25 protein-coding genes are annotated in these 22748 nt (G+C 66.8%); 6 read left to right on the top strand and 19 right to left on the bottom strand.

All coding sequences use genetic code 11. From position 1 onward, the window contains the following. From PVW46_RS01855 to PVW46_RS01865, 3 genes are all read right to left on the bottom strand, one after another. Positions 1-440, bottom strand: a 440-nt coding sequence (locus tag PVW46_RS01855) for an ABC transporter ATP-binding protein (RefSeq protein ID WP_274574294.1), incomplete at its 3' end; no start/stop codon positions are given. Continuing rightward, the gene (locus tag PVW46_RS01860; protein WP_083242326.1) at positions 433-2025 is read right to left on the bottom strand and encodes a CocE/NonD family hydrolase; all 1593 of its coding nucleotides are present in this window, start codon (positions 2023-2025) and stop codon (positions 433-435) included. The genes PVW46_RS01855 and PVW46_RS01860, both read right to left, overlap by 8 nt. Next, positions 2018-2836 (bottom strand): creatininase family protein, encoded by an 819-nt coding sequence (locus PVW46_RS01865; protein ID WP_043139952.1) that lies wholly within the window; start codon positions 2834-2836, stop codon positions 2018-2020. The genes PVW46_RS01860 and PVW46_RS01865 overlap by 8 nt, the downstream gene beginning before the upstream one ends. Positions 2837-3505: 669 nt before the next feature. On the opposite strand from PVW46_RS01865, the gene PVW46_RS01870 reads away from it, so the two are divergent. Genes PVW46_RS01870 through PVW46_RS01890 form a run of 5 tightly spaced genes read left to right on the top strand, consistent with a single transcriptional unit; the run spans position 3506 to position 7362 of the window. Then, positions 3506-4345: a transporter substrate-binding domain-containing protein gene (locus PVW46_RS01870; RefSeq protein ID WP_043139949.1), complete on the top strand. Its 840-nt coding sequence runs from the start codon at positions 3506-3508 to the stop codon at positions 4343-4345. 1 nt (position 4346) lies between these two features. Beyond that, positions 4347-5099, top strand: coding sequence for an amino acid ABC transporter permease (locus PVW46_RS01875; RefSeq protein WP_069209795.1), 753 nt, complete (start codon positions 4347-4349; stop codon positions 5097-5099). Next, positions 5089-5958, top strand: a complete 870-nt coding sequence (locus PVW46_RS01880) for an amino acid ABC transporter permease (RefSeq protein WP_069209796.1) — start codon at positions 5089-5091, stop codon at positions 5956-5958. Before PVW46_RS01875 ends, PVW46_RS01880 begins: the two co-directional genes overlap by 11 nt. Positions 5959-5965: 7 nt before the next feature. Next, on the top strand, positions 5966-6604 hold the full coding sequence (locus PVW46_RS01885; RefSeq protein ID WP_043139942.1) for an MSMEG_1061 family FMN-dependent PPOX-type flavoprotein: 639 nt from the start codon (positions 5966-5968) through the stop codon (positions 6602-6604). Positions 6605-6615: 11 nt separating this feature from the next. Next, positions 6616-7362 (top strand): amino acid ABC transporter ATP-binding protein, encoded by a 747-nt coding sequence (locus PVW46_RS01890; protein WP_043139939.1) that lies wholly within the window; start codon positions 6616-6618, stop codon positions 7360-7362. Positions 7363-7366: 4 nt separating this feature from the next. Here PVW46_RS01890 and PVW46_RS01895 read toward each other — a convergent pair whose 3' ends face one another. The 12 genes from PVW46_RS01895 to PVW46_RS01950 all read right to left on the bottom strand — a co-directional run bounded on the left by PVW46_RS01895 (position 7367) and on the right by PVW46_RS01950 (position 15426). Then, positions 7367-8410 (bottom strand): TonB family protein, encoded by a 1044-nt coding sequence (locus PVW46_RS01895; protein ID WP_069209797.1) that lies wholly within the window; start codon positions 8408-8410, stop codon positions 7367-7369. Beyond that, entirely contained in the window at positions 8407-8793 is a 387-nt protein-coding gene (locus PVW46_RS01900; RefSeq protein ID WP_069209798.1) for an ExbD/TolR family protein, read from the bottom strand. Before PVW46_RS01900 ends, PVW46_RS01895 begins: the two co-directional genes overlap by 4 nt. Further along, complete coding sequence (locus PVW46_RS01905) at positions 8790-9176, bottom strand: biopolymer transporter ExbD (protein ID WP_074620296.1); 387 nt, start codon at positions 9174-9176, stop codon at positions 8790-8792. The genes PVW46_RS01900 and PVW46_RS01905 overlap by 4 nt, the downstream gene beginning before the upstream one ends. Continuing rightward, positions 9169-9825, bottom strand: a complete 657-nt coding sequence (locus tag PVW46_RS01910; RefSeq protein WP_069209800.1) for a MotA/TolQ/ExbB proton channel family protein — start codon at positions 9823-9825, stop codon at positions 9169-9171. The genes PVW46_RS01905 and PVW46_RS01910 overlap by 8 nt, the downstream gene beginning before the upstream one ends. Next, complete coding sequence (locus tag PVW46_RS01915) at positions 9822-10250, bottom strand: hypothetical protein (RefSeq protein ID WP_069209829.1); 429 nt, start codon at positions 10248-10250, stop codon at positions 9822-9824. The genes PVW46_RS01910 and PVW46_RS01915 overlap by 4 nt, the downstream gene beginning before the upstream one ends. A gap of 116 nt (positions 10251-10366) precedes the next feature. Next, positions 10367-10534: a hypothetical protein gene (locus tag PVW46_RS01920; RefSeq protein WP_274574313.1), complete on the bottom strand. Its 168-nt coding sequence runs from the start codon at positions 10532-10534 to the stop codon at positions 10367-10369. Further along, a complete protein-coding gene (gene hmuQ / locus PVW46_RS01925; protein WP_069209801.1) occupies positions 10531-10854 on the bottom strand; it encodes a heme-degrading protein HmuQ in 324 nt (107 codons plus the stop codon). Before hmuQ ends, PVW46_RS01920 begins: the two co-directional genes overlap by 4 nt. Before the next feature lie 12 nt (positions 10855-10866). Continuing rightward, entirely contained in the window at positions 10867-11610 is a 744-nt protein-coding gene (locus PVW46_RS01930; RefSeq protein WP_069209802.1) for a ChaN family lipoprotein, read from the bottom strand. Between the two features lie 10 nt (positions 11611-11620). Beyond that, positions 11621-12403: a heme ABC transporter ATP-binding protein gene (locus tag PVW46_RS01935; protein ID WP_069209803.1), complete on the bottom strand. Its 783-nt coding sequence runs from the start codon at positions 12401-12403 to the stop codon at positions 11621-11623. Then, on the bottom strand, positions 12400-13467 hold the full coding sequence (locus PVW46_RS01940) for a FecCD family ABC transporter permease (RefSeq protein WP_069209804.1): 1068 nt from the start codon (positions 13465-13467) through the stop codon (positions 12400-12402). Before PVW46_RS01940 ends, PVW46_RS01935 begins: the two co-directional genes overlap by 4 nt. A 4-nt stretch (positions 13468-13471) precedes the next feature. After that, positions 13472-14371 (bottom strand): heme/hemin ABC transporter substrate-binding protein, encoded by a 900-nt coding sequence (locus PVW46_RS01945; RefSeq protein ID WP_069209805.1) that lies wholly within the window; start codon positions 14369-14371, stop codon positions 13472-13474. Continuing rightward, positions 14368-15426, bottom strand: a complete 1059-nt coding sequence (locus PVW46_RS01950; protein WP_069209806.1) for a hemin-degrading factor — start codon at positions 15424-15426, stop codon at positions 14368-14370. The genes PVW46_RS01945 and PVW46_RS01950 overlap by 4 nt, the downstream gene beginning before the upstream one ends. Positions 15427-15624: 198 nt before the next feature. Here PVW46_RS01950 and PVW46_RS01955 point away from each other — a divergent pair, with 198 nt between their 5' ends. Continuing rightward, the gene (locus PVW46_RS01955) at positions 15625-17649 is read left to right on the top strand and encodes a TonB-dependent receptor domain-containing protein (RefSeq protein WP_069209807.1); all 2025 of its coding nucleotides are present in this window, start codon (positions 15625-15627) and stop codon (positions 17647-17649) included. Between the two features lie 72 nt (positions 17650-17721). Here the strand turns inward: PVW46_RS01955 and PVW46_RS01960 are convergent, their stop codons facing one another. Genes PVW46_RS01960 through PVW46_RS01975 form a run of 4 tightly spaced genes read right to left on the bottom strand, consistent with a single transcriptional unit; the run spans position 17722 to position 22680 of the window. Further along, complete coding sequence (locus PVW46_RS01960) at positions 17722-19170, bottom strand: hypothetical protein (protein ID WP_069209808.1); 1449 nt, start codon at positions 19168-19170, stop codon at positions 17722-17724. Positions 19171-19173: 3 nt separating this feature from the next. Further along, positions 19174-21000 (bottom strand): caspase family protein, encoded by a 1827-nt coding sequence (locus PVW46_RS01965; protein WP_069209809.1) that lies wholly within the window; start codon positions 20998-21000, stop codon positions 19174-19176. A gap of 22 nt (positions 21001-21022) precedes the next feature. Beyond that, a complete protein-coding gene (locus tag PVW46_RS01970; protein ID WP_069209810.1) occupies positions 21023-21706 on the bottom strand; it encodes an OmpA family protein in 684 nt (227 codons plus the stop codon). Between the two features lie 32 nt (positions 21707-21738). Next, a complete protein-coding gene (locus PVW46_RS01975; protein ID WP_069209811.1) occupies positions 21739-22680 on the bottom strand; it encodes a trypsin-like serine peptidase in 942 nt (313 codons plus the stop codon). Positions 22681-22748: the final 68 nt, after the last annotated feature.

The following is a 22748-nucleotide window of genomic DNA, read 5'->3' on the forward strand; positions in this document are numbered from 1 at the left end:
AGGGCGACGCGCTGTTGCTGGCCGCCGGAGAGATTTCCGGGCAGGCGGTCGGCAAAGGCACCGAGGCCCACGGTGTCCAGCGCCGCACGGGCGCGTTCCTGTCGCCGGGCCTTGGGGATGTTGCGCATCCGCAGGCCGAAGCCAACGTTTTCCAGTGCCGAGAGGTGCGGGAACAGCGCATAGGCCTGGAAGACCACGCCGATGTTGCGCTTGTGCGGGGGCAGGCGCGTGATGTCCTGCCCGTTCACCATGATGTGCCCGGAGGAGGGCTGGATGAAACCGGCGATCATGCGCAGCGTCGTGGTCTTTCCGCAGCCCGAGGGGCCAAGCAGGGACAAAAGCTCGCCGCGTGCGATTTCCAGCGTCAGCTGGTCGACCGCGACAGTGTCTCCGTACATGGCGGTAATCGCGTCAAGAATGAGATAGTTGCGGTCACGCATGGGGTGTTTCCTGATCTGCGGTAAAGACGAGTAGCCGGCTGGCGTCGTGGTGGATGGCGATGGTCGTGGCACGCACGCCTGGATCGGCCAGCGTGGTGGCCGGATAGGGCTGGAAGTCGGGCAGGGGGGCGGCCTGCAGGGACAGGCGCAGGGACTGTCCGGGGTGCAGGCTGTGAAAGAGGCCTTCGAACACCAGGCGCAGCGTCCCGCCTTTCAGGCGCACGACGGTCGTGGCCAGTGCCGTGGCGGTGCCTTGCCGGTCGACGACCGCCAGCGTGGCCGCCAGCCCGGGATGGGGGCCATCGACGTCCAGCGGGATCTCGGCCTCGACCCGGTCGCGCAACTGCACGCATGAGGTCATGGGGGCGGTGGTGTAGCAGGCCACGTCGGACCGGTCGTGCAGCGGGCCAACATCGACCGGACCGGTGAAGGCGCCCCCACAGAGCGGCGCCTGCCGGGTGGGGTCCAGAACCAGCATGTCGGTCCCCGGCGCCGCGGGGTCGGTCATCAGGCGGCCATCCGTCACCATCTGCGCGGCAAGGCCGTCTGACGCAAGGTGATAGACCTTTGCGCCGGACCCTTCGAGCGTGTCGGTGTCATGCCAGCTATCCCTGCCCGCATCATAGGCGGTGACGGCAGCGGGCCGTGGGCCGTGGTCCTTGAGGTAGTGATCGAAAAAGGCGAGCTGCGCCCGGTCGACGGAAACCTCTGCCCCCGGGGCCAGGCGTGCCGCGCCGGCGGACCGGTTCCAGCCGATGTGCCCCCAGGGACCAAGGACAAGATGTGTTGTGTCAGAGGAAACCGCGCGAAAGGCCCTGTCGGCGGCCAGCGTGCCCCGAAGGAAGAAATCGGCGGTCCCGGCGGTCTGGATCAGGGGCACGGCAGGGGGCGGGGCGAGGTCGGCAGCGGGGTCTGCCCCCGGCTGGCCCTTGGCCCAGCGGGAAAGATGCGACAGGTCCGGGCGTGACATGAGAAAGTCGAAATGCGCCTGCCAGCCCCGCTCTGGCGCCAAGGCCGTCAGCGCCGCTAAATCGCCCATCCGGCGGGCCTTCAACCGGGCCATCTGCGCCGCCCAGGAGGCCGACATCCGGCAGCGGAACAATCCGCCCTCGGAGAGCCAGTCGGTCAAGGGCGACCACGATGCCATTGAGACGGCCATTGCGTCGGGCCGCGCGCCGCCGGCCAGCATCTGGAACTGCGTGGTGCCTTGGTAGGAGAACCCGTATGTACCGACCTTGCCGTTCGACCCCGGCAGGTCGCGCGCCCAGTCGAGGGTCTCGGCGCCGTCCGCCGCCTCGTTGACCAGGGCATCGAAATCGCCTTCGGAGTCGCCGGTGCCGCGCACGTCCTGGACGGCGACGATATAGCCGCGCGCCGCGTACCATGCGGGATGGGCCAGCGTCACGGTCGAGGCGATGGCGCGGCCATAGGGCTGGCGCATCAGCAGGACCGGCAGAGTGTCCTGCGTGTCCGGCCGCCAGGTGTCGGCGACCAGCCGGGTTCCGTCCTTCAGGCGCAGCTCCTGCCGGACAGGGGCCTGCACCGGCAGGAGGGATCGTCGTGGGCTGTCCACCATGTCACGCATCGTTGAACATGGTTTTCTGCGTCACGCGTTCGATCGGGAAATCCCGGACCTCCTTCAACAGCGCGACGAACCGGTCGGCGGCGCGGTCCAGCGCGATCCGGCCGCGTTTCGCATCGGCGGCGGCTGCATTGCCGCATGCACCGGAAGGGTGCAGGTCCTGCGTCTGCCAGCCGTAACCGATGCGGCCTTCGGGAGTGAGGATGCCGCCGGCCTTTTCCATCTCGACAGAGAGCGGTTCGAAATCCTCGGCCAGGTCCATGTCCACCAGCTCGGGGTGAAGTTCCAGCAGCAGCGAGGTTTCGAATTCGCCGCCGTGAATGCCGTGCTTCATCTCTTGTCCGTCGAAGAGGTCCGAGACATCGAGGTCCGCCGAGGCATTGGCGCTGACCGCGAACATGCCCAGCTTGACCCGCAACTCGCGGCAGACGATTTCCATCACCTGGGGTTGGCCGCCGTGCCAGTTGGCAAAGACCAGCTTGCGGCAGCCGGTGCGCGCGACGCTTTCACCGATCTCGAACCAGACCCGGGCGAGGGTCTCGTAGCTGTGGGTCAGGGTGCCGGGAAATTCCAGGTGTTCGACCGATTTGCCCACCGCCTGCATCGGCAGGATCAGGGCGTGCAGGTCGTCCGGGATGCGCTGGGCGACGCGGTCCATGATGCCGGCATTGATGGCGCTGTCGACGCGGACGGGCAGGTGGGGGCCGTGCTGTTCCACCGCGGCCGTGGGCAAAACGGCGACGACCTTGCTCATGTCCAGTTCGGAAAAATCCTTGGTGGAGAGGTCCCACCACCAGTTCGATTTGAGCTTCATTTGCGCCGTCTCCGTCAGGTGTTCGAGTGATTCACCTGACAGTTGTCGCGGTTTTTGATGCAGTAAAAGCGGTGAAATTAGAGGTTTGCGTTGCCAAAATGGCAACGATTGGCGGGGGTGGCCCCACAGATGTCGAGGTAAAGCGGCGTCCGGGTGACAGTGCCTCGGCAGCCTCGCCGGCTTTGGCCGGGGATGCATCCCGGCTGTCCTGATCGCAATATTCGCATGTTTTGCAAGGGACTGCGGACCTCGGACAGGGGGCGGACCGTCCGTGTCAGGCTGGCCCCTCTCCGGTCGAGGCGCAGGCGTGGATTGCGCCGTTCAGCAACCGGGTGCTGCGGGTTCAGTCCGGTTATCGCGCAGGAGGGGCGCCGCAGGGGGAATGCTGCGGTGCCGCATAGATGGGCGCAAACAGCGGAATTGCATAAAATCAAGGCGCGACCGGGACGTGTCCCGATGGCCGCGGCGGGATGACAAGCGCAGTTTGCAGATAGGGCGCGGAGGCGAAACGCGCTCATCGGACTGTGCCGCAGAGTTGGGCGAACCTTGCCACTTTTCGGAAAACCAAAGTCTCTGGCCCGAACCTTTTTGACTCTCCCGTAGGCTGTGCCAAAGTGTCGGCAGTGAACGATCGTCAAAAAAAACTGTTCGACAACAAGGGAGAAACTCATGAAACGATTTATCACAACGGCACTTGTGACGTCGACCGCGCTGGCCCCGCTGAGCCTGGCGGCACAGGAATGCACCAACGACACATGGAAAAAGGTCATGGAGAGCGGCACGCTCACCGTGGGGGTCAAGGCCGATTACAAACCCTGGGGCTATCGCGGCACCGACGGGTCCATCATCGGCATGGAGCCGGACATGGCCCAGATGATCGCCGACACGATGGGCGTCGATCTTGAACTGGTGGCCGTTGTCAGCTCGAACCGGATGCAGTTTCTTGAACAGGGGCAGATCGACCTGATGATCGCCACCATGACCGACCGCCCCGACCGGCGCGAACTGGTGGGCATCGTCGGCCCCAACTACTACACCTCGGGCACTAACGTCATGGCGCCCAAGCAGCTGGGCTTTACCGAGTGGAGCGACCTGACCGGCAAACCGGTCTGCGGCATCCAGGGCGCCTTCTACAACCAGATCGTCGAGGACCGCTACGACGTCGAGGTCGTGGCCTTCTCCGGCACTGCCGAGGCCAAGCAGGCGCTGCGCGACAAGAAGTGCGTGGCCTTCGTCTACGACGACAGCTCGATTGGGTCGGACATCGCCAGCGGAAACTGGGACGATTTCGAAATGCCGCTGCCCTCTGAGGATGACAGCCCCTGGGCGCTGGCCGTGCCCAAGTCCGAGGAAAACTGCGTCTTCGGGGCCTTCATGAAAGGCATGCAATACCAATGGCACCTCGACGGAACGCTGGTAGCGCTGGAAGAAAAGTGGGGTATCAAGCCCACCGCCTTCCTGGCCAAGCAGCAGGAGCTGATCCAGCAGACGACGCCGATGCCGGAATAACATGAACGGATTCGAGGAGTTCTTTCGCGAACTCGCCGCCGAGCATGCGCGGTGGAACTTCATCTGGCTCTATGACGAGAAACAGGCCGGGCGGATTCTGTCCGGCCTGTGGATGACCATTCAGCTAAGCATTGCCTGCGTGCTGCTCTCGGTCATCATTGGCGTTTTCGGTGCCTGGGCGCAGGGCGCCCAGAACCGCGTGCTGCGCGGCGTGGTGCAGGGCTATATCCAGTTCTTCCGCAACACGCCGCCACTGGTGCAATTGCTGTTTTTCTACTTTGCGCTGGGCCAGTTCACGCCGTCCTACAGCCCGGACGGCTGGCTGGAGGTGCCGATCATCTCCAATGTCGGCTGGGCGATCATCTCGCTGTCCTTCTTCGCGGGCGCCTTCAACGTGGAAATCTTCCGCGCAGGCATCGAGGCAGTACCGGAGTCCACCGTCGAGGCGGCGGAGAGCCTGGGCATGACGCGCACGCAGACGTACCGCGAGGTGGTCTTTCCGCTGGCACTGAGGGTGTCGATCCCGTCGCTGAACAACAATCTGGTGAACCTGGTCAAGACGACGACGCAGGCCTATGCCATCGCCGTGCCGGAACTGCTGTATGAAAGCGTATCGGTCTGGAACGATTTCCCCTCGGCGCAGAACCCCACGATGCTGCTGCTATTCGTGACCTATATCCTGCTGGTCGGCATCCTCGTGATGGGCATGAACCGTTGGGAACGCAAGATGAGGATCCCCGGTTATGGACAGTAGGCTGCACGGGCAGAGCGACCTGCCGGTCATGAAACCCTATGTCCTGCGTGGACACCAATACGACGAGATGTTCCTGGTGCGCTGGCTGGGCAGTTTGCCGCCGTGGAGCTTTCTCGTCCTGCTGGCGCTCTGGCCTGCGGCGGCCTTTGCGCAATCGGCCAGTTTCGGCACGGCGGATGCCTTTGCTGCGCTCTGGCGCTGGATCCCCTTCCTGACCTTCCAGGGGTTCCTGTTCAACGTGTTGATCTCGCTGTTTGCCATGTTGATCGGCACGACTCTGGGCGCGGCGCTGGGCCTGGCGCAGGTGTCGCGCAACAAGGTGACGCGCGGGATTTCCTGGGCGATCACCCAGCTGTTCCGCAATTCACCCTGGCTAGTGCTGCTCTTCGTGGTGCTGCTGGCCTTTCCGTTCGAAATTACCATCCTTGGCCTGACCATCCCGATCCCGGCCTGGGTCAAGGCGGTGATCGGGCTGAGCCTGCCGGTCATGGCCAATATCTCCGAGATCGTGCGCGGTGCGGTCAACTCCGTGCCTTCGGCCCAGTGGGAGGCCGCGGAAAGCCTGTCCTTCACCCGCACGCAGACCCTGTGGCAGATCATCCTGCCGCAGTGTTTCAAGCGGATGATCCCGCCCTGGATGAACTGGTACGCGATCCTGACAATGGCGACGCCGCTTTGTTCCCTCCTGGGCGTGGGCGAGATCATCACCTTTTCCCGCCAGGCGATGGAGGCCGAGAACAACCACCCCGAGCTGCTGATGCCCTTCTATGGCTACGCGCTCGTGCTGTTCTTTGCCTATTGCTACCCGATCGCCCGACTGACCATCGCGCTGGAACGGCGCTATTCCGTGAAACTCTGAGGCTGCCATGTCCGATCCCCACGCCATTGCCACCCGCGAAGACCTGCGCGCCATCACCGGCGATGCGGGCGAGCGGCCCGCCGGCAAGGCCATCGACCATATCGACCCGCTTTGCGCACGGTTTATCGCGGCATCGCCCTTTGTCGTGCTGGCGACCCGGGGGGCGGACGGGCTGCTGGATCTTTCCCCAAAGGGCGACCCGGCGGGGTTCGTGGCCGTGCTGGACGACAAGACGCTGGCGCTGCCGGACCGGCTGGGGAACAAGCGTTTCGACAGTTTCGAGAACGTGCTGCACAGCTCCGAGGCCGCGCTGATCTTCCTGATCCCCGGCCACAACGACACGCTTCGGGTTGCGGGCAAGGCGCGGCTGACCCGTGACCCCGACCTGTGTGAACGGCTGGCCGTCAACGGACGCCCCGCGCAATTCGTCCTGCTTCTGACGGTCGAAGAGGCCTATCTGCATTGCGCGAAATGCATGATCCGCTCGCGGATGTGGCAGCCCGACCACTGGCCGGACACCTCGGACGTTCCCAGCCTTGCCGAGGCGATGGTCGCCCACGGCAAGCTGGTCGAGAAAAAGCTGGTCGCGGACGTCGACGAGATGGCGCAGATCATTGCCGACGACGCCAAGAACCGCCTCTACTAGGAGAGACAGGCATGAGCTGGACCCCCGATTTGCCCATCGTGTCCCTCAAGGACGTGCACAAGAGCTTTGGCGACTTCGAGGTGCTGAAGGGCGTCAGCCTGGACGTGATGAAGGGCGAGGTGATCTGCATCATCGGGCCTTCGGGATCGGGCAAATCCACCCTGATCCGCTGCATCAATGCCCTGAACGACATCCAGGGCGGGTCGATCACCGTCGAGGGGCAGGAGGTCAGCGACCCGAAACTGGACAAGCTGGCGCTGCGCAAGAAGGTCGGCATGGTGTTCCAGCAGTACAACCTGTTCCCGCACAAGACGGCGCTGGAAAACGTCATGATGGCGCCGTTGAAGGTGCTCAAGGAAGATCCCAAGACGGTCGAGGACCGGGCGCGCTCGTTGATCAAGAAGGTGCGGCTGGAGGGGAAAGAGGACAATTACCCCGGAGAGCTGTCAGGCGGCCAGCAGCAGCGCGTGGCCATCGCCCGCAGCCTCGCGATGCGGCCCGACGTGATGCTGTTCGACGAGGTGACGGCCGCGCTGGACCCCGAGACGGTCAAGGAAGTGCTGGTCACAATCAAGGACCTCGCCGCAGAGGGCATGACCTGCATCCTTGTCACGCATGAGATGGGCTTTGCCCGCGAGGTGGCGGACCACATCTATTTCACCGACCGGGGCGTGATCGTGGAACACGGGCCGCCCGCCACCTTCTTTGCCGAGGCAAAGGATCCGCGCACCAAGGAATTCCTCAGCCAGATCCTGTAACGGTTCAGCGTCCCTGGATCTGGATCGAGAAGTTGCGCCTTGCGCCGCTGGGTGGTTGCGGGAAGGGGGCCGCGTTGCGCACCACGCCGAGGGCCGCGCGATCCAGCGCCGAAGACCCGGAACTGCGCGCCAGCGACAGCGAGGCGAGGCCGCCGCCCGAGGAAATCGAAAAGGCGACGACGGCGATGCCGCGTGCATTCACGCGGGGCCGTCCGGCGCGGGACAGCTTGCGCATGACAAGCCCGGGATAATTGCTGGCCGCCGCGTTGCCGGGCGCGGCCTTGCGACCGTTGTTGCCCGAGTTACGCGCCTTGGCCGCGTCGTTGCCGGTGGGGTTGCCGGCGCGGGCGTTGCGCGCGGCGCCCCCACCCTGCGGTGCGGGTTTTGCCCGTGGCTTGGCTTTGGGCTTGGCCACCGGCTTGTTCGCGGCTTCGAACTCCGGTGTGCGCATCTTTGGCCGCAGCGAACGAGAGACCGCCGCGCTTTTCGGTGCCTCGCCGGTCACCCGTTCCGCGGGGGCGTTGTCCGGTGCGACGGGTTTGATCGCGGGCGCGGGGGCTGCCCGTTCCGGTGTGACCCGTTCTGGCGCGGGGGCCAAGGCGGCAGGTTCCTGGGTTTCGGGTGTATCGGGTTTCAGCGAATCCACGCGCGGACCGCTGTCGGCCTCTGCCGGGGCGACCGCAGCCAGACGGCGGGCCACCGGTTCCGGCGCCTGGACGGCAGAGCGCGGCTTTTGTGCCATTTCGGCGGCATCCCTGGGGCGTTCCGGCGAGATCTGGTCCGGCTTTGCCTGCTCGGAAGGGGCTTTGGCCCGCTCGGGTGTCAGTTGCTCCGGTTCGGCGTCTTCTGCCGGGGTCTTTGCCGGCTCGGGTTGCACCCGGCCAGCGGCCATGTCGGCGAAAGACGACCCAAGCCGCACCTCGGCCCCGCCCGAGGCGCCTTCGATCCGGGGGTCTTCGGGGCTGGCAAGGGTCAGGGCAACGGCGCCGTGCGCCAGCAGCGCCAGCGAAACGGCAGAAGATTTGGCAAGTCGGGACGAGGAGATCATTCGAGGGCCTTCTCGGTGACAATGACAATTTTTTCGGCGCCAGCCCCGCGCAGCGCCCGACCGATCCGGACCAGATCGGCGGCATCCAGATCCCGGTCGGGGATCACGCGCAGCCGGGCGCGCGCCTCCACAGGCAGCTGGGTCATGAAGCTGGCGGCACTGTCCTGCGGGGCGCCGCGCCATGTCATGCGCCCGTCCGCGTGGATCACCAGCGCATCGGCGGGCGCGGTCGTGTCCAGCTCTGCCGTCCGGACCAGGGTCAGGTCCTTGTCCAGCGGACGCGCCAGCGTGCCTGCCACCAGGAAGAAGATCAGCATCAGGAAGACGATGTTGATCAACGCGATGGTCGGTTCACGTTCGGTTTTCTGGCGGCGCGCTCTCATGAGGCCTCCAGTACCGTGAGTTTGAGGCCGGGCAGGGCGCGGATTGCCACCAGCAGGTCGGTCAGGCGCTGGGCTGTGACCTCGCCCTGCAGGGCGACGATGACGGGCAGGTCGGTTTCCGTGTCGGTTTGATGCTGGCGCAGCGCTTTGGGCAAAGCCGTGAACTCATGCGGGGTGCCGTTGAGGCTCAGCCCGTCCGGCGCCAGCCGCAGGAACACCGGGCGCAGGTTGGAGGCGGCGCCAGTCCCGGCGCCGCCCGCAGCCAGTTCGACCTCGGCAAAGCGCGAAAAGGTCGAGGAAAGCATGAAGAACAGCAGCAGAAGAAAGATCACGTCGATGAGCGAGGTCATCGACAGCTTTCGCCGCCGGTGACGCCTACGCATGGGCCGGCGCTGCGGTCGCTGCAGGGGCAAAGGTCTGGGCCTGGCCGGCGGGGGCCAGGATCGTGCGCAGGGCCTTTTGCGCCAGCACTCGTTCGGCATCCATGCGGCCTTCGAACCAGCTCAGCACCAGCGCGGTGGGCATGGCGACGGCCAGCCCCACGGCGGTGGTCAGCAGAGCGACCCAGATGCCGCCCGCGAGGATCGAGGGATCGACCTGCGCCCCGGCCTCTTGCAAGGCCTGGAAGGCCGAGATCATGCCCAGAACCGTGCCGAAAAGCCCCAGAAGCGGCGCCAGTTGCGCGATGGAATCCAGCAGGCGAAGCCCGGATTCCAGCCGCGCAAATCGCGCTTCCGCCTCGGCTTCCAGCCGGTCGGCATCGCCCTGACCGTCCAGCGCCATCGTCACCACCGGGCGCAAATAGCTGCGCGACAGGTCCAGGTGGCGGCGCGCGGCCAGACGGTTGCCCATGTCCCAGGCCTCGATCGCCTCGCGCAGGGCGCGGTGACGCCCGACCCCCGCCGCCGTGAACTGCCAGAGCTTGTAAAGCACGACCGCCGAGACGACGATCGACAGCGCGCCCAGCAGGATGACGACCGGGCCGCCAAGATCAAAGATCCGTTGCACGGCGTCCTGCAATGTCCCGATCATCCGATGATCTCCACGTCCGTGCGGCTGCGCAGGTCCAGATCCTGCGTGCAGGCGTCGGCACTGTCGGCCTCGCAGGTCTCGGCGCCATTGATCAGCAGGCGGCCAAGGTCGGAACAGGCCAGGTCGGCAACAAGGAACTGGCGCACGCGCGGGCGGGCGGCGGGAAGGTCCCCGAAATCGAAAAGGGTCATGCGGTCCACGCGGCCCTCGGTGTCGAACAGAACCGCCTCGTAGACGGCCTGCGCGATGTCGTTGGTGTGGCCGTTCTGGATCAGGAAGCTGATGCGACAGGCGCCGTCGACCGGCTCCAGAGCGTTGAGTTCCAGCGAGACATGCGCACCCTGCACGGTTTCTGCCTGCGCGGGTGCCGCAAGGGTGATGGCAAGGGCGCAGAGCGCCGGAATGTCAAAGGACGGAAGGTTCATCAAACCGGCCCCCATCGGTGGGTTTTCGTGTCTGGCTGGGGCTGGACACCCGGGCTGGTTAATCATGTGCCTAGCAGGCGGGGTCCTGTCAGGCAATACCTGATAGAAAGAATTGGCTATTGAGGGCGGCGCGGATCGGGCGCCGGTCCCGTAGCTCGCTGCAGGTCGATCAGCTGCTCCAGCGCCAGACCCGTGCTGTCAGACGGATCCGTGCCGGATTGCAGCATCTCGCGCCAGCAGACCGTGCGGAAACGGTCGTCCTGATCCTGGCAGGGGGCGCTCATGCCGCCCGGGCCTCGATGCTCTGGATCGAGGTGAAGCCCTCGAACCGGGGCGCACCTTCGTGCAGCTTGCGGGGCTGGCTGGCACGGGCGTGGGCGGCGCGGAATTCCTCGCTGCCGGTCCAGGCGCGGAAATGAACCTCGGTTTCCCAGACGGTGTGCGAGGCATAGAGGATCCTGCCGTCTTCCTCGGGGCCGCGCAGCATGTCGAAGGCGACAAATCCCGCCATGTCGCGCAGGTGGCTTTCGCGCGACAGCCAGAGATCCTCGAACTCGGCCGCGTTTTCGAGCGGGACGGTAAAACGGTTCATTGCCAGGTACATGGCGGTCTCTCCTCAGTTGGTTCTCAGGCTGGCGCAGGGATCGTCACGCTCTGCCGGGGGTATGATGGTGACCGTGTCGAAAGGCATGTCGGCCGTGCCTTCGACAAAGCCCGTTGCATGGGTCGTCACCTCTGGCGCGGCTCGGGCGATCATGGCGGGAATGCCCCAGTCTGTGCGGGCATGACCATTGCCCGCGATCACTGCGACGGGAGGGCCGTAGCGGTCCAGCGCCTCCAGCGCGGCGTGGGCGAAGACGGCGTCACGGTAGCGCTGGACCTCGACCATGCCCGCCATCATCTCGCGCGGCATGGCCCGGCAATGGGCCTCGAACTGCATCTCTTCGCGTTGGGTCTGCTGTGCCTCGGGCAAGGGGGCATCCAGGCCGAACCTTGGCGCATCGCTGCCAAAGAGCGCGGCGGCGCCATCGCCATAGACCGCACGCACGTTCTCGCGCGGTGCTGCAGCGCCGACGATGCGCGCCGCGCCCAGGGCGTCGAAGATCGGGGCGTACAGCGCGTAGTCCGGCCAGCCAGAATTGCCCCAGATCGCGGGGATCTGGTCGCGGTCCTGATCGGCGCGGCGTGCGTCGTCGGGTGTCAGTATCTCAAAGACCACGGCGGTGGGCTGCAAGGTTTCCAGTGCTCGCGCCTGCCCGATGTGCGCGTCGGGATTGTCGTGGACCTCTCCGAGGATGACGATATCGGGATCGGCGAGCGCGGGCGTGGCAAGGCAGAATATGAGGGCGGCAAGGCGCATGGGTGACCTTTCAGGCGGATGCTGCGTGCGGCAGGATAAAGGGAATGTCCGCCGGCGGCGGGGCAGAGACGCGCAGCGCACAACCGTAGGCGCGCGACAGGGTGTCGTCGGTCAGGACGTCGGCAGGGGGGCCGAAGGCCACGCGCCGCCCCTCGGCGAGGACGGCGATCCGGTCGGCGAATAGCGCGGTCAGGTTCAGGTCATGCATGACGGCCAGGACCCCGCCACCGCCGCGCGCAAAATCCCGCGCGATCTCCATCACCTGCAACTGGTGCGCGATGTCGAGGCTGGAGACCGGTTCGTCCAGCAGGAGCCACCGGGGCGCGCCGTCCTCGACCGGCGCCCAGACCTGTGCCAGCACTCGCGCCAGCATGACGCGCTGTGCCTCTCCGCCCGAGAGATCCTGGAACAGCCGGTCGGCGTAATGCGCCAGCCCGACGCGGGCCAGTGCCTGCATCGGCACCTCTGGCCGGTCGCCCGCGGTGCCTGCCTGTAGCCCGATGCGCACGACCTCGATCACGGTGAAGGGAAAGGCCAGCCGCGAGGCCTGAGGCAGGACGGCGCGGGTGGCGGCCAGTTTCCAGGCGGGCTGCCCCGAGACTTCCTGTCCGTTCAGGCGCACGTGGCCCCGGTGCGGCAGGGTGCCGTCGATCGCACCCAGCAGGGTGGATTTGCCCGACCCGTTGGGGCCGACGATGGCCGTGACCTCGCCCGGCTCTGCGGTCAGGCTGACGCCGCGCAGCGCCTCGCGGCGGCCATAGCGGACCCGGATTTCCTGTGCCTCCAGTGTCATGTTTCGACCATCCCCCGTCGTTTCAGCAGGATCCACAGAAAGACCGGCGCGCCCAGAACGGCGGTGACGATCCCGATGGGCAGTTCGGCGGGGGCGATGATGACGCGGGCGATCACATCCGCCAGGATCAGCAGGCTGGCCCCCAGAAGCGCCGCGTTCAGCAAGAGCGGGCGGTGGTCCGGGCCGGAGCCCAGCCGCAGCAGATGCGGCACGACGATCCCGATAAAGCCGATGCCGCCCGAAACGGCAACCGCGGCCCCGGCGGCGCCCGCCACGGCAAGGATGGCGATGTTCTTCATGCGCTGGACGTTGATGCCGATATGGGCGGCGGTCGCCTCTCCCAGAGCCAGCGCGTTCAGCCCGCGCCCCAGCATCAGGGCCGCGCCGATGGACAGCAGGATCAAAGGCCCTGCCGCGACCACCTTGGCCCAGCTTGCCCCGGCGAGCGACCCCAGCCCCCAGAATGTCAGGTCGCGCAATTGCCGGTCGTCGGCAATATAGACCAGGATGCCCGAGAGCGCCCCGGCCAATGCCCCCAGCGCGATGCCGGCCAGCAGCATTGTCGCGACAGAGGTGCGCCCGTGCCGGGTGGACACGCGATAAAGCAGCAGGGTCGACCCCCAGCCACCAAGGAAAGCGGCGAAGGGCGTCAGATGGTTGCCGGTCAGCTCCTGCATCCACGCGGGCAGCAAGGCGCCCAGGACGATGGACAGGATTGCGCCCAGCCCGGCGCCTGCGCCCACGCCGACAATGCCCGGATCGGCCAGAGGGTTGCGGAACAGCCCCTGCATGGCCGCGCCGGACACGGCCAGCGCGGCACCCACAAGGATACCCATCGTCAGGCGTGGCAAGCGGATGTCCAAGAGGACAACCCGTTCCATCTGGCTCAGGGCCTCGCCGCTGACCAGTTTGCCCAGCAGGGCGGTCAGGGTCACATCGGCGGCGCCCACCTGCAGGCTGGCCAGCGCGCAGAGCAGCAGGAATGCGGCCAGCATCCAGTGCAGCACGCGGGCGCGGGCCAGCCGGTCGCGCGGCAGGACAAGAGGGTCGGTGATCGCGGTCATCGGATCAGCCCGGCGTTCCGTAAAGCGCCGCGTTCAGCGCCTCGACCGCCTCTGCCGTGCGCGGGCCGAAACCCAGCATCAACAACCCGTCCATGCGCACCACGGACCGGGTCTCTGCCGCCGGGGTCAGGCGGATGGCGGGCATGTCGAAGAGTTTGTCGTCCGCCGCCGCATGGTCGCCGCTGCGGTCCATCATCAGGATCACGTCGGGGGCCGAGATGCCCACGGCCTCGTCGGTCAGGTGCTTGTAGCCGGTGAAATCGTCGACGGCGTTCACGCCGCCGGCCATGCGGATGATCGCATCTGCCGCTGTTCCGGTGCCCGAGGCGTTGACCTTGCCGCCATCTGTGGACAGGACAAAGAGCACGCGCTTGCGATCCTCGGCGGGCACGTCCGCGCGGGCCTGTGCCGCGTCCAGTGCCGCGCCGACCTCTGCGGCCAGTTCCGTGGCCCGGTCCGGCACGCCCAGAGCGCTGCCGATGATCTCGATCTTGTTCAAGATGCCGGTGGCGTCCAATGCATCGGGCACCTCGACATAGGCCACGTCGGCGGCGCGGATCACGTTGAGGGCCTCGGGCGGTCCGGCGCCTTCCTCTGACAGGATCAGGCTCGGGCCGACCGAGAGCACGCCCTCGGGAGACAGCGCGCGCATGTACCCCACGTCCGGCAGGTTGGTCACTGCCGGGGGGTAGGTCGAGGTGGTGTCGCGGGCCAGCAAGCGGTGCTGCTGACCCAGGGCCACCACGATTTCGGTGACAGATCCGCCGATTGACAGGACATCGGCCTGCGGGTGGGCGGGGGCAGGTTGCTGGGCGGAAACGGTCAGCGCCACAAGCCCGCCGAACATGGCGGTCGCAAGGCTGGTGAATATGGCCAGGCCATTAGAGGATTTTCCGAATCTCATGCCGGCACCTCTTCGCGTGCGGGCAGTGACGCGACGATCCGGCCCCAGTCGGGCCGCGAGTCACGGCCTTCCTTGCCGACGCCGAAGACCTGGAAGATCAGCGCGCCATCGGCGTCGAAAGCCTCGACAGAGACGGCGGGTCCGCGCTGTGTGGGTTTTTCCACGGCCCAGACCTCGGCCACCTTGTCCAGCCGCAGGTGCAGGTTGAACCCGGGGTCCATGACGTTTTGCCAGGGGCCCATCGGCTGCAGGCGGTTCACCGGGCCGGAATGGATCTGGATGCAGCCCCGGTTGCCGACAAAGATCATCACTTCGACCCCGGCGTCGCGCACCGCCTCCAGCATGGCGTTGACCGCCTCTGGCGCCAGCGCGCGCACAAAGGGCGCGCCCGCGATCCGGTAGGCGCCAAGACGGTTCATCTTGAGCTTGGAACACAGGCGCAGGAACTGGTGCGTGTCGGTCAGCCGCGCCCATTCCTCGCGCAGGATCTCCAGCTTGTCGGGACGCGATTTCGCCGCCTCGACGGGTGTGCGGGGCGCCACCGCCTGGCCCGGAGCCTGATCGGGCAGCGCCAATTCGGAGACCAGACCGGCCCATGCGTCATGGTTCGAGGTCTCGCGCAGGTGGATCTTGTGGATCGCGTCGCCCGCCGCATCGAAGACCTGCAACGACCGGCGCGGGGCGGCGCCGTCCTGGCCAGGCGTTTCGACCGCGTAGGCATGCACCCAGTGCGAGGGGAAGATGCGCAGGTCGATGTCCTCGGCCAGCACCATCGCGGCATGTTCTCCGGGATGATAGTTGGCATAGGTCCCGACCTTTTCGTGCACGCAGCCCTCGACCCGGGTCAGGGCCATGACCTCGCCCAGGCGCTCTGCGCCCGACATGATCCGGTCGGGGTGGGCGTCGATGCGGGTTGTGCCGTCACCGACACGGGCGGCGACAAGCTGGGCCTCGGTGATGCCCAGCTGCGTGGCAAGATCGCGCGCGCGCATCCTGGGGTTGTGCGCCTCGGCGGCACGGATCTGTTGTGGTGACGGCGTAAGCTGCTCGGTCATGACGTCCTCGGGTCAGGGAAAGTCTGCTGGCTTCGCCGGACTGCTGCCCCGCGTGGCTTACGCTAATTACTTGACTGTTTTAGTATGATTATCGTAAGGCTGCAACCCGTCACGATAAGTTTTATCGCCCAGGCAACAATTCGCCCGCGCCAGCCTTCGCAAGCCACGGCACCTACATGGACACGAAGGAAGGCGCATATGCTCACTCATCTCCTGCGCGGAACCACCGCGCTTGTCTGCATGTCGCTGGCATTGCCAGCGGCTGCACAGGACGCCCCTGGGTTCCTTGGGACGCTGGTTCTGACCGGCGGCAAACGGGACCTCACCTATGGCACGGCGCTGTCGCGCACCGTCATCGACGAGGAAGAGATCCAGGACCGCCAGGCCAGCACGGTGGCGCAGCTTATTGATTCCGTGCCCGGCGTGACCCTGGTCAACGGGACCACGCCGCAGGGGTCCGGGATCAACATTCGCGGGTTCGGCGCGAACACCACCTATGGCTCGGACCAGAAGATCGCGGTGCTGGTGGATGGCGCCGCCGTCGGGTCAGAGGAACTGTACCGCATCGGCACGCAACTCTTCACCGATCCGCTGCTATACAAGAACGCCGAGGTCCTGCGCGGCACCATCGGCAGCTTTGCCTACGGGTCGGGGATTGTCGGCGGGGTGGTCAAGCTGGAAAGCAAGGATGCTTCGGATTTCACCGGCGGCGTTCCGGGCTTTGCCGGGGCCCAGACCTTTGAATTCAGTTCGAACGGGGCGGGGAAGGTCAGTTCGACGACCCTGGCCTGGCAGCCTGCCGATCGCGCGGAGTTCCTGCTCAACTACACGCTCCGGGATCAGGACGACCTGACCTCGGGCGACGGGCGGACCATCGGCAACAGCGCCTTCCGCACGCCTTCGGGGCTGGCCAAGGCCAAGTTCACCTTTGGCCAGGATGACGCGCATGAGCTGACCTTCAGCTATTCGCAGACCGTGGCCGATGACAAGGACGTGCCCTATGACCAGTTCGCCACCACCGGAGGCACATTCGGCAATGTCGACCGGCTGACCGACACGCGGCAGGCGGTGATCGACTACCGGTTCAACCCGGTCAGCGACCTGGTGGATATGCGGGTGAACCTGTCCTTCGCGGACCAGATGATCGAGTATGACTATGTGCCCGGCTCTTCGCCGCTGGAAGGGACGCCGACCTTTCCCTTTCTTGTCAGCACGGTCAACGCGGACCAGCGCTATCAGACGACCAAGCTGACCCTGTCGAACCGGGCCCTGTTCGGCTCGGACGCTGTCGGGCATGACCTGCTTGCGGGTGCCGAGTTCATCCACCGGGATCGCAAGGACAACGATGCCGCCGGCGCCCCGGGCGGGTCGGACCGGCGCTTTGCCCTGTTCCTGGTGGACGAGATCACGATGGGCGCCTTCACCGTCACGCCTGCGCTGCGCTACGAGACCTCGACCGTCAAAAGCGCCACCTCCTATGGCAAGTTCACCAATGACGCGCTGATGGGCGGTCTGGCGCTGTCTTATGACATTGGCAACGGGGTGTCGGTCTTTGGCAGTGCCGCTTATACCGAGGGCCTGCCGATCATCGACGACCTGGGCGCCAGCGCCACGGCGCTTGCCCGCATGGATACCACCGAAAAATCGCATACCTTCGAGTTCGGGGCGGAATACACCGGCTCGGATGTCTTTGGCACGGGCGATACATTCACCATTCGGGGCAACCTCTATGCCACGACCATGTGGGACATCACCAGCTACACCGCCGCAGGGTCCACCTCGACCAACCTCGACCGGGTCGAGACACGGGGGCTGGAGTTGGAGGCCTCTTACGGGCATGCCAGCGGGGCCTATGTCGATTTCGCGGGCCACGTCGGTTCGGGTGAGGAGTTCGCCCCGGGCGCGGGCGGCATCACATGGCGCAACACCGCTGCCGACCGGGTGCAACTAACGCTGGGCAAGAAATGGGAGGACGGGCTGGATCTGAGCTGGGAGGTCGTGCATTCCGCCGACCGCCGCGATGCGCTGGGCGCCGATCTGGACAATGTCACCCTGCACAACCTGCGGGCCACCTGGCGGCCGGACCAGGTGTGGATGACGGGCACCGAGGTGCGGTTCGGGATCGAGAATGCCTTTGACGCCGATTATGTCGGGCACCTGTCCTCGCCCACGCGCAAGGCGCCTGGCCGGACCTTCAAGGTCAGCCTGACCAAGACGTTCTGAGCCATTCCCTCTGGCCAGGCAGGGGCGGGCGGGTCCGGGGGCATCCCCGGGTCCGCCCGATTTCGTTGGCGATCATTTCACGCGGGTGCTGTCGATGATGCGGACGCGGGTGGCGGCGCCTGCAAGTGGCCCCGCATCGCGCAGGATCGCCAGCAGCGCCAGCCGGTCGGCGGGGGCAAGCCGTGCGCCGTCCAGTCCCCGCAGCGCCTGCATCAGGCCGGGCGGCAACGCGGGGTACAACAGGCACCCCAGCAGCGTCTCCGCCGGTGGCCCCATCGCGGGCCAATAGACATGGTTCCCGCCGGGCTGCGGTGGCAGGTCGTCGGGCAGGGTGAGCGTCTGACCTGCAAGGACCCGCACGTCAGGCGCATAATCGGCGGGCAGGACGATGTAGAACTGCCCATGTTCATCCAGCGACAGGCAGACCAGCGCCCCGGCGCGGTCGGCTCCCACTCTCAGCCGCATCAGGCTGTCGGCGCAATCACTGGGGACGCGGGCCGCGTCCGTGGCGCGGCAAACGGGGTAGATCCCGGCCCGCCCGCCGGAGGGTGTCAGGGTCAATTGCCCCTTGCCCATCGCCGCCAGCGCGCCCGCGATCCCGTCCAGCCCGGTGCCCTGCGCCATGTTGGCCGGATCCAGCAGCGCCCGCAGATGCGCAGGCATCCGCAGCGAGGACAGGTCCAGCGTGCGCGAGGCCCGCAGGGCACCGTCCTGCGACAGGCGCAGCACCAGTTGAAAGCGGTTGCGGTCGATCAGGCGGACACTTCCGCCCAGGTAATAGCCGCTCGCGGGCGGCGGGCCGCGCCGCACACGCGCGGGGGGCGCATCACGCAAGAGCGCCGTGACGGAATTGGCCGCGTCCAGCCAGGCCTCGACCGCCATGTCCGCCAACGCCCGACCGACGAGCGTTTCCAGCCCCGAGGTCTCGTTCACGAAGGCGCCGATTGTGATCTCGGCCCGCGCCTCGGGCAGCATGTCAAGGAATTGGCGGATGGCGGCGCCGATGGCGGCACGCGGATCGCCCCCGGCCTGGCCTGTCAGCCCGGTCAGTGGCCTGTCCGTGGTCTTGACGATCACGCGCCCGTCACTGAGATCGACCAGCGTCAGCCGCAGGGTCACGTCGCCGCTCGCGATGCCGGTTTCCCCGACCAGCACGAAATCCGCCTCTTGCCGGAGGGTGGATTGCACGGTCTCCTGCCAGGCGGCGGTGCCCTGCCGGTTCAGCACCAGGGCCAGCGAGGCGCGCAATTCGGCACTTCCGGCCAGGATCCGCGGCTTGGAGGGCCAATCTGCGCACATTTCCTGGGCGGCGCGGCTCATGATCGCCTCGATCTGGGCCACCGGCAGCGGCGTTTCCGCCGCAAGCGGTGCCGCCAGGGCGATGGTGCTGCCCGCCGGTATCTGCCCCTCTGCCATGCGGCAGAGTTCCGCGCCCAGCACGGTTTCGGCCTGCGCTAGGGCGGGGCGGGGCAGGGCAAGCGCCAGCGAGACAAGGGCAGACAAGAGGGCAAGGCGCAACATGGGTCAGTCTTCCGTGACGTATTCCGCCAGCACGTTGTCCTCGCTGCCGGGCAACAGGCTGGGCGACTGGCGCAGGTCCTGCTGGGCCAGTCTTTCGTCGATGTGATCGCGCAGTTCGGACAGGCGGATGCGCCCGTCGCCATCGGCATCCGCTGCGCCGCGCAACCCCTCCAAAGTGTAATAGCTGAAGGCGCCCTGTTTCTTGTCGTCCAGCCAATGCGCGAATTGAGGCGTGCGGAAATCGGTGGCCGTCAGGACGGACACCCGGGCCTTTTCCTGCGGTGGGGCCACCGCGACGCCGAAGGCGCCCGAGACGCCGGGCACCAGACTGCCCTGCGTCGACAGGCCGGAAAAACAGGCGTCCAACAGGACGGTGACGGATTTCACCGGCAGGGTTTCCAGCTGGCGGATCAGCATGTCCAGCGGGTATGCGCCAAAGCCGGGCTCGGCGGCGGGCACGTCCACGGGCAGAAGGTAGCCGCTGGGCAGGCCCTCTTCGTGAAAGACCGGGACACCGTGGCCGGAGTAGATCACCACGATCTCGTCGACAAAGCGCGCCCGGCGGGCCAGCCGCCCGTCCGGCACCTCGTCGGTGCCGAACCAGCGCGCCATGCCGATCGAATTCAGGTCCCTTTCGACGATGATGTTTTCCTGAGGGACCTGCAGGGTCTCGCGGAAATAACGGGCAAAAGCCTCGGCGTCGTTGTGGGCATAGGCGACGGGCGGCGCCTCGGCATAGCTGCGGTTGCCGATGATCAGGACCAGCGTTTCGGGTCGGGCGACGGCCACGGTGACAGGCGCCTTGAGGGCGGGCTGAGGTGCCGCGATCAGCGGTTGGCGTTCGGGCAGATCGGGCCAGAGCACCTCTGGCAGCGACCACAGCCGAACCGTGCCGTCCCAGCTGGCGGTCAGCAGGCTGCGCCCGTCGGGCGCGAAATCCACCGCGTCGATCGAAGCGCCGTGACCGTCGAAGACCTGCAATTCCTCGCCCGTTTCGACGTTCCAGAGATAGGCCTTGCGGTTCCATTCGCCGGTCAGGGCCAGCGCGCCGTCCGGGCTGAAATCGACGGCGCGGATCGCAGCCTCATGGCCGGGAAAGCGGCGCAGGATCTTGCCGGTCTCCACTTCCCAGAGGATCGCGCTTTTGTCCCAGCTGCCGGTGATCGCTTGCTTGCCTTCGGGGCCAAAGGCCACAGAGAGGATCAGCGCCTCGTGCCCGTCGAGGCGGCGGATCTCCTCGCCGCTGGCCATGTCCCAGAGCCGGGCGGTGCGGTCGGTGCTGCCGGTCAAGAGGCGGGTGCCGTCCGGGCTGATGGCAAGCGAGGTGATGGTTTCCGCGTGGCCGGCAAAGCTGCGCAGCTCGGCTCCGCTGCGCAGATCCCAGAGCCGGGCGATGCCGTCATTGCCGCCGGTGACGGCCTGCCGCCCGTTGGGGCTGTAGGCGGCAGAGGTAAAGCGCCCGCCGTCCTGCGTCAGCTTGAGGACTTCCTTGCCGGTGGACAGGTCCCAGACCCGCGCGGTGCCATCGGCACTGGCGGTCAGGGCGCGGGTGCCGTCGGGGCTGAAGGCGACACCGCTGACGCGATGTTCGTGGCCTTCGAGGATGGCCAGCCCGCGCTGGGTCGAGACCTCCCAGAGTTCGGCCGTGTAGTCGGCGCTGCCCGTCAGGACATGCCGCCCGTCGGGGCTGAATGTAGCGGCGTCGATGGCGCCCTGGTGGCCGGTCAGCACGGTCGAGGCCGGCTCTTCGGCCCAGAACGGGCCGGTTGGGCAAAGCACGGCCAGGGCAATCGCGAGGGCGAACCGGGGCAGGGGCGGGTTGCGTCGCATGGTGGAGGCCATCCTGTATGTCTTACCAGGTGATGGTGATGTTGCCGTCCTTGTCCTTTTGCAGCGTGCCGGGCAGGGGCTGTTCGGGCGGGGCAACTGGCTCGACGCTTTCGACGGGCGGCGGAGCCGTCGGTGCGGCTGCGGGGGCGTTCGCCTCTGGCCTTGCGGGCAGCAGCAGCGTGACCTCGACCCGGCGGTTGATCGCGGCGGTCGGATTGCCGGGCGTCTTGAGACGCGTCTCGCCAAAGCCCACGGCCACCAGGCGTTGCGGGTCGATCGGAAAGTTCTCAACCAGAAAGCGCGCGACGCTTTCGGCGCGGCGTTCCGACAGCCAGAGATTGTAGGCATCATCGCCCGTGGTGTCCGTATGGCCCGCGATCAGGTAGCGGTGCGGGCGCAAAGCCGAGGAGGCCAGCGCATGACCCAGCGCGGCCAGGTCCTCACGCGCGCGCCAGGTCAGTTCGTAACTGTCGAGCGCAAAGAAGACCTGCAGGTCGATGCTGTGCTGCGGCACCACCCAGACCGTGCGCCCGCCGATCTGCACGCCGCGTGCGGCCTCTTGCGCGGGGGCGGTGCTTTCCTGCTGGACCGGGGCCAGCGAGGTGATGATCTTCTGGATGTCTTCGGCCTGGTCGGCTTGCACGGGCAGGGCGGCGGCAAGGGCAAGGCTCAGTCCGGTGAGCCACTTGGGGGCGGTGATTGTCATGTCTCTTCTCCCTTGGGTACGGCGGCGCGGGGTCAGTTTCCGCGCAGCAGGTCGGTGACGCCGCCAGAGCTCAGGCCGGCCCCCGAGGGCGCGCGGCGGCTTTCCAGCGGCACGTCGGTTGCGGGGGTCGTGGGCGGCGTGGCGGGTGTTGCCGAAGCGGCGGCGCCGGTGATTTCGCGCAGCAGGCCGGAGTCTTGCAGGATCGCGCTCAACCGGGTGCTCTTGTTGAAGCTGCGGTCGTCGTTGGGGGTCATGCCGCCGGAATGGTGCAGCGCCACGGGGCGCAGTTCGCGGTCAAAGAGGATCGAGCCGGAACTGCCGGGTTGGGTGTCGCATCGGTGGCGCAGGATCGGCCCGCCGTCCTGCTCGCGCAGGGCGAAACAGCGGAACCGCGTCATGACCTGCGGCCGGCCCAGCGGATGATGGATCACCATCAGCGGATCGCCCGGGTCGACGGCGACATCCTCGATCAGCAGGGGCAGGACATCCTGCGGCACGTCGGTCATGCGCACGAGGCTGAAATCCAGTACCGAATGCCAGTCGGCAGGATCAATCGACAGCGTGTAGCGTCGTGTGTCCTTGTCGCCCTGCACCAGGTAGCCGGTCAGGATCGAGGCGGCGAGCAGCCTGTGCGAAGCGTTCTCGGGAATGCAGTGGTGGTTGGTCAGGACCCAGCCACCGGGCAGGATCGCGCCGGTGCAGGTCACCAGGTCACGCCCGCCCCGGTCGTTCTGTTCCAGCAGGTCTACCCGACCGATGGCCGCGGCAAGGCGGCGGATGGGATCGTCGGCGGGCAGTTCGCGGATCGGCTCGAACGCACCGTCCTGGGCCGCGATATAGGCGCTGGCATTGCCGGTGCTTTCCAGGAAGACGAGGTCGGTCTTGCCATAGTCATCGGCAGAGAAGGTCGCGACCTGGGCCAGTGCCGGGGCCGAGGCCAGCGACAGGGCGAGGGCGAAGGCGAGACGGAACATCCTGTGGGTCTTTCGATCTGCGGGGGCCTTGGGATGCGCCGAGGCGCGGCGCATCCCGGTCTTCGATT

The sequence above is a fragment of the Mameliella sp. AT18 genome (assembly GCF_028807275.1).
GTDB classification, from domain to species: Bacteria; Pseudomonadota; Alphaproteobacteria; order Rhodobacterales; family Rhodobacteraceae; genus Antarctobacter; species Antarctobacter albus.